General features: G+C 68.2%; 5 protein-coding genes. All 5 read left to right on the forward strand.

Annotated features, from left to right (window positions below; translation table 11 throughout):
• On the forward strand, positions 1-671 hold a 671-nt coding region (locus tag WBP48_RS11615; RefSeq protein ID WP_424440580.1), incomplete at its 5' end, for a DUF2520 domain-containing protein.
• Positions 672-914: 243 nt separating this feature from the next.
• On the forward strand, positions 915-2,429 hold the full coding sequence (gene lysS / locus WBP48_RS11620) for a lysine--tRNA ligase (RefSeq protein ID WP_424440582.1): 1,515 nt from the start codon (positions 915-917) through the stop codon (positions 2,427-2,429).
• Positions 2,430-2,794: 365 nt separating this feature from the next.
• Complete coding sequence (locus WBP48_RS11625; protein WP_424440584.1) at positions 2,795-3,817, forward strand: LacI family DNA-binding transcriptional regulator; 1,023 nt, start codon at positions 2,795-2,797, stop codon at positions 3,815-3,817.
• A gap of 62 nt (positions 3,818-3,879) precedes the next feature.
• Entirely contained in the window at positions 3,880-5,544 is a 1,665-nt protein-coding gene (locus tag WBP48_RS11630) for an ABC transporter substrate-binding protein (RefSeq protein WP_424440586.1), read from the forward strand.
• 69 nt (positions 5,545-5,613) lie between these two features.
• Entirely contained in the window at positions 5,614-6,591 is a 978-nt protein-coding gene (locus WBP48_RS11635; protein WP_424440588.1) for an ABC transporter permease, read from the forward strand.
• Positions 6,592-6,693: the final 102 nt, after the last annotated feature.

The following is a 6,693-nucleotide window of genomic DNA, read 5'->3' on the forward strand; positions in this document are numbered from 1 at the left end:
GCGTCGGCGTCATCGGGGGCGGCCGGGTGGGGCCGGTGATCGGAGCGGCGCTCGCCGGAGCCGGGCACGCGCTGCTCGGGATCACGGCGGGCTCCGATCGCGAGCGGGTCGAGGCGATCCTGCCGGACGTCCCCGTGCTCGACGCCGACGAGATCGTCCGCCGCAGCGAACTGGTGGTCCTGGCGGTGCCGCACGACGAGCTGCCGCCACTGGTGGGCGGACTGGCGGAACTCGGCCAGTGGCAGACCGGGCAGCTCGTTTTGCACACCGACCCCGCCTGGGGGATCGGCGTGCTGACCCCGGCGGCGCGCCTCGGCGCGATTCCGCTGGCCGTGCACCCCGCCGTCACCTTCACGGGGACGACGATCGATCTACGGCAGTTGCACGGCGCGTTCGCCGCGGTGACGGCGCCGCCGGCGGTGCTGCCGATTGCGCAGGCGCTCGCCGTCGAGCTCGGCTGCGAGCCCGTCGTCATCGCCGAGGCCGATCGCGCCGCGTACGGCGAGGCGATCGCCACGGCGACCGACTTCTCGGCATCCATCGTGCGCCAGTCCACCGCACTGCTGCGCGATGCGGGCGTCGAGGAGCCCGGTCGCTACCTGTCGGCGCTCGTGCACTCCACCGTCGACCGCGCGCTGCAGGACGGCGCTCCGCCTCTCTCCGACGCCTGACCCTGCGGCTGGACCCGCTCGCGGGCCCTTCGACCCGGGGCGCTTCGGCAGTCGCTTCGGCACGGTCCGGGGCCGTTGCACTCTGCGCGAGTGACTGCCGAACGGGAGAGGCTGGCCCCGGGAGAGCTTCGGCAGTCGCTTCGGCATAGTCTGAGGCGACCGCACTGTGCGCGAGCGACTGCCGAAGGGGAGTGACTGGCCGCCGATAGACTGGGACGTCGATCCGAGGAGCCCCGTCACGCCATGACCGAGAACACCACCGCGCCCGAGCTGTCCGACGAGGACACGCACGAGCAGAAGGCCGTGCGCCTGGCGAAGCGCGAGCGCCTCATCGCCGAGCGGGCGGATGCCGCCGGTGGCGCCTATCCGGTCGTGGTTCCGGTCACCGACACGATCCCCGCCGTGCGCGAGCGCTTCGGCGACCTCGAGGCCGGCGCTGAGACCGGGGTGACGGTCGCCGTCGCCGGACGCGTCGTGTTCAGCCGCAACACCGGCAAGCTATGCTTCGCGAGCCTGCAGTCCGGCGACGGCAGTCGCATCCAGGCGATGGTGTCGCTCGCAAGCGTCGGCGCGGACTCGCTGCAGCGCTGGAAGGAGCTCGTAGACCTCGGCGATCACGTCTCCGTGACCGGTGAGGTCATCTCCAGCAGGCGGGGTGAGCTGTCGATCATGGTGAGCGACTGGACGATCGCGAGCAAGGCGCTCCTTCCCCTGCCGAACCTCTACACCGAGCTCAGCGAGGAGAGCCGTGTGCGCTCCCGCTTTCTCGACCTCATCGTGCGGGAGCAGGCGCGCAACACTGTGCGCGCTCGCGCGAAGGTGAACGCCAGCATCCGCCACACGCTGGACTCGCACGGCTTCGTCGAGGTCGAGACCCCGATCCTGCAGGTGCAGCCGGGAGGGGCGGCCGCCCGTCCCTTCATCACGCGCTCCAACGCGTTCGACACCCAGCTGTACCTGCGCATCGCGACGGAGCTGTTCCTCAAGCGCGCCGTCGTGGGTGGGATCGAGCGCGTGTACGAGGTGAACCGCGACTTCCGCAACGAGGGTGCCGACTCCACGCACAGCCCCGAGTTCGCGATGCTCGAGGCCTACCAGGCCTACACCGACTACCACGGCATCGCCGATCTGACGCAGCAGCTCATCCAGAACGCGGCGATCGCCGTCGCGGGGACGACCACCGTCACGTGGGCCGACGGCACCGAGTTCGACCTCGGCGGCGAGTGGGACCGCATCTCGATGTACGACTCGCTGACCGCGGCATCCGGCCACACGATCACCCCGCAGACCACCGTCGCCGAACTCGAGGCGCTCGCCGCGGCCGAGGGTGTCGAGGCCCCGCCGCACGCGACCCACGGCAAGTGGGTCGAGGAGCTGTGGGAGCACTTCGTGAAGGGGTCGCTCAGCCGCCCGACGTTCGTCATGGACTTCCCGGTCGACACGAGCCCGCTCGTGCGCGAGCACCGCTCGATCCCGGGCGTCGTGGAGAAGTGGGATCTGTACGTGCGCGGCTTCGAGCTGGCCACCGGGTACTCCGAACTGGTCGACCCGGTCATCCAGCGCGAGCGCTTCACGGAGCAGGCGAAGCTCGCCGCTCGCGGCGACGACGAGGCGATGACGATCGACGAGGAGTTCCTGCGTGCGATGGAGCACGGCATGCCGCCGATGGGTGGCATGGGTATGGGCATCGACCGGCTGCTCATGGCGATCACGGGCCTCGGCATCCGCGAAACGATCCTCTTCCCCCTCGTGAAGTAGGGGTCCGCGTCGGCTGCTGTCGCGTTCGGTTGTCCCGCGCTGCTGTGGCGCGGCTGTCCCGCGCGTCGTCCGGAGGCGTCAAAGTGCGGGTCGGATGCCGCGGCATCCGCAGTTCGGCGCCGTCGAACTGTCTCCGCCTTCGCTCGGAGGCGTCAAAGTGCGGGTCATCGGCCCCGGCATCCGCCATTTGGCACCTCTGCGGAAGTTCGGCCTCTGAAGTGAAGCCCCCGCCGCTGAGGGGAAAGGGCCCCTTCGCCGGCGTAAACGTGGGCGAGGCGAGCCGCTTGACACTCCATCTAACTCGCGTTAGCCTGGGTGCAGCAGGAGCTAACTCGCGTTAGTGCTCTCGTCAAAGATGAGGAAAGATGTCGAAGAAGACCCCCCGCGCGCGCGCAGTGACGATGAAGGACGTGGCTGACCATGCCGGCGTCTCACGCACCGCGGTGTCTCTCGTGCTCAACGACCGTCGCGACATCACGCTCGCCCCCGAGACCCGGCGCCGCGTGATGGACGCCGCCAGTGAGCTCGGCTACCGCCCCAACGCCGGGGCCCGTGCTCTCGCGCAGCAGCGCAGCGACTGGTACGGCCTGGTCACCGAGATCGTCACCGCACCCTTCGCCGTCGACGTCATCAAAGGTGCTCAGGATCGGGCTATGACCGACGGCAAGTTCCTGCTCATCGCGTCTACCGAGTCCGACCCGGTCGCCGAGACCGCAGCCGTAGAACGTCTGCTCGAGCAGCGCGTCGAGGGACTGATCTATGCGGCGACCTGGCACCGTGCGGTGGTCGTGCCGGATATCGCTCACGAAGTGCCGACCGTCCTCGTGAACTGCTTCGACGTCGAAGGCCGCTTCCCCGCAGTCGTTCCCGATGAGCGCGCGGGCGGCCGACGCGCGACCGAGCGTCTGCTAGCGGCGGGACACCGTCGGATCGGTTTCGTGAACCTCGATCCCGGCATACCCGCGGCGATCGGACGCAGAGACGGCTTTCGCGCGGCGCTCCGCGAGGCCGGGATCATTCCGGAACCCGTCCTGGAGATCACCGGGCATGCCACAGCCGACAGCGGGTTCGTGGCGACCGAGCAGCTGCTCGATCTGCCCGAGCCGCCCACCGCGATCTTCTGCGCCAACGACCGGATGGCGATGGGCGCGTACGACGCGATCAAGGAGCGCGGACTGCGCATCCCTCACGACGTCGCCGTCATCGGCTTCGACAATCAGGAGCTCATCGCGGCGTACCTGAGGCCGGGGCTGACGACGGTCGCGCTGCCCTTCGAACGGATGGGCGCAATCGGCGTGGATCTCCTCGCCGCAATCACGGCGGGAGAGCCGACCGACACGAAGATCGTGACGGTCGACTGCCCGCTCCTCGAACGCTCGTCGGTCTGACTGGACATCTCCGGCGAGCACAACCTTCGGCTTCAACGCAGAAGAAAGGAACAGCACCAATCATGGCACTTCACAGAGGACGGCTCGCCGCGCTTGCGGCCGTCGTCGCGGCGGGCGCAGTCCTGCTTTCGGGATGCTCCGGGGGCGGTGGCGACTCCGCCAAGGTCGACGGAACGCAACTCCTCACGATCCCCCGCGAGGACATGGGCACGTTCGATCGCAACTTCAACCCGTTCTCCAACCCCGACTTCCCGATGACCCAGGTCGCGATCTACGAATCGATGCTCGTCTTCAACCCCGCCGACGGCGCCACGACGCCGTGGCTCGCCACGGATTGGGATGCCGCCGCGGACGGAACCGGACTCACCTTCCACCTGCGGGACGGGGTGAAATGGTCCGACGGCGAGCCCCTCATCGCCCAGGACGTCGTCACGAGCTTCGCCCTGCAGAAGGAGATCCGCGGCGGGTTCGACTACATCGACACCGTGACCGCGGTCGATGACCTGACCGTCCAGTTCGATTTCAACACGCCGTTCTCACCGGCGCTGCTGGACGTCGGACAGCAGGTCATCGCCCCGTCGCACATCTGGGACGAGCAGGACGACCCAGCCAAGTTCACCAACCCGGACCCGGTCGGTACCGGCCCGTACACCCAGGTCACGAACTTCCAGGCGCAGTCGTTCGACCTGCTGAAGAACCCCCACTACTGGCAGCCGGAGAAGCAGAAGATCGAGGGCGTGCGCATGCTGGCGTTCGCCGGCAACGACGGTGCAAACCTCGCCGCCGCCAACGGCGACGTCGACTGGGCGCCGCAGTTCATGCCCAACATCCAGGAGTCGTTCGTCGACAAAGACCCGGAACACCGCTTCTACTGGTTTCCCACGATCGGGTCGACGGTCAGCTGGCAGTTCAACACGACGAAGGCGCCCTTTGACGACCCGAATGTGCGCAAGGCGCTGTCGATGGCCGTCGACCGTGACCAGGTCACCTCGATCGGCATGCAGGGCTACACCAAGCCCGCCGACTGCACGGGTCTGTCCGGTGCGTACGATGCGTGGCGCGACGAGTCGGTCGTCGGCGCCTGCACGTGGACCACGCGCGATCTCGAGGGTGCCGGCAAGCTGCTGGATGCCGCGGGGATCACTCTCGGCGTCGACGGAAAGCGCGTCCTGCCCGACGGAACGCCGTTCGCGTTCGACTACTCGGTCGGCACCACCTCGAGCGACTGGGTGTCGGTCGGCAACGTCATCTCGCAGAACCTCGCCGAGCTCGGCGTGACGGTCACGGTGGCTGCGCGTGACTGGGCAGACGTCGTGTCGAGCTATGAGAACGGCACGTTCGACTCCGGCATCGTCTGGAGCAACAATGCCCCGACGCCGTACCAGTTCTACCGCGGCGTCATGTCGACCGAGACGGTCAAGCCGGTCGGCGAGCAGGCATTCGAGAACTACCACCGGTATGGCAGTACCGAGGCCGACACGCTGCTCGCGCAGTTCGCGTCGACCTCGGACGAGACCGATCAGCAGCAGATCCTGAACGAGCTGCAGGCTTTGTTCGCCGAGGAGGCACCGGTGGTGCCGCTGTTCCCCGGTCCGGAGTTCGGCGCGGCCACGACCGCGCGGTTCACCGGATGGCCGAACGAGGACAACCCCTATGCCTCCTTGGGCGCCCCGAAGGCGCGCACCGCGGTCCTCATCCTCACCACCCTCGAGCCCGTCAAGGGCTGACGCATCGGACGGCTGCCGCGCCGCTGCGCCCGGATCACGGCGCCGCGGCAGTCTCCGAGGAGAAAGAACATGGGATACATCCTTCGGCGCCTGGGTTTCTACCTCGCCGCCTTCTGGGTCTCCATCACCCTGAACTTCGTGCTGCCGCGCCTCATGCCCGGCGACCCCGTCACCCGGATGGTGGCGCGGCTGCAGGGCGCCATCCGCCCCGACCAGATCGAGGCGCTGCGCCGCTCGTTCGGACTCGACGACGCCCCCCTGTGGGAGCAGTACTTCCGCTACCTCGGGCAGATCCTCACGGGTGACTTCGGCTTCTCGATCTCGCGCTTTCCCACTCCCGTCACCGATGTCATCGCGAGCCAGATCGGCTGGACGATCCTCCTCGGTCTGACGTCGCTGATCATCGCGGTCGTGATCGGCAACCTGCTCGGGATCCTCGCCGCCTGGCGGCGCGGAGGCGTGCTGGACTCCGTGCTGCCGCCGGTGCTCATCTTCATCGGCTCCTTTCCCTACTTCTGGCTCGCAATGGGTCTGCTGTACCTGTTCGGCGTGACCCTCGGTTGGTTCCCCGTGCGCCACGCCTTCTCGGTCGGTGCCGTCCCAGAGTTCTCGCTCGCGTTCGTCGGCGACGTTGCGTACCACTTGTTCCTTCCCGCCGTCTCGATCGTGCTCGTCTCGATCGGCGGCTGGATGCTGGGGATGCGCAACACCATGATCTCGACGAACGCGGAGGACTACATCACGATGGCCGAGGCCAAGGGCCTGCGATCCGGCCGCATCATGATGGCGTACGCCGCGCGCAACGCGATGCTGCCGTCAGTCACCGCCTTCGGGATGTCCCTCGGCTTCATCGTCGGGGGTGCTCTGCTGACCGAGGTCGTCTTCGCCTACCCCGGCGTCGGCTACCAGCTGCTGTCGGCAGTGCAGAACCTCGACTATCCGCTCATGCAGGGACTGTTCCTCACGATCACCACCGCCGTGCTGGTCGCCAACTTCCTCGTGGACATCGTGTACGTGCGCCTCGACCCGCGCGTGCGCGTCAGCTGATCGGAGCATGACGTGTCACTTGCACAAGACCCCCGCGCCATGGCCGAACTCGAGCTCGGCGAGACGCCCGAGCCCACGCGCGCCGCGCGCCGCACCCGCCGC

The organism is Microbacterium sp. (genome assembly GCF_049661145.1).
GTDB lineage: Bacteria > Actinomycetota > Actinomycetes > Actinomycetales > Microbacteriaceae > Microbacterium.

Excerpts from the sequence above, each read along its gene's own strand:
- lysS (WP_424440582.1), top strand. The coding sequence starts at position 915 with ATGACCGAGAACACCACCGCGCCCGAGCTGTCCGACGAGGACACGCAC.
- WBP48_RS11635 (WP_424440588.1), top strand. The coding sequence starts at position 5,614 with ATGGGATACATCCTTCGGCGCCTGGGTTTCTACCTCGCCGCCTTCTGG.
- WBP48_RS11630 (WP_424440586.1), top strand. The coding sequence starts at position 3,880 with ATGGCACTTCACAGAGGACGGCTCGCCGCGCTTGCGGCCGTCGTCGCG.
- WBP48_RS11625 (WP_424440584.1), top strand. The coding sequence starts at position 2,795 with ATGTCGAAGAAGACCCCCCGCGCGCGCGCAGTGACGATGAAGGACGTG.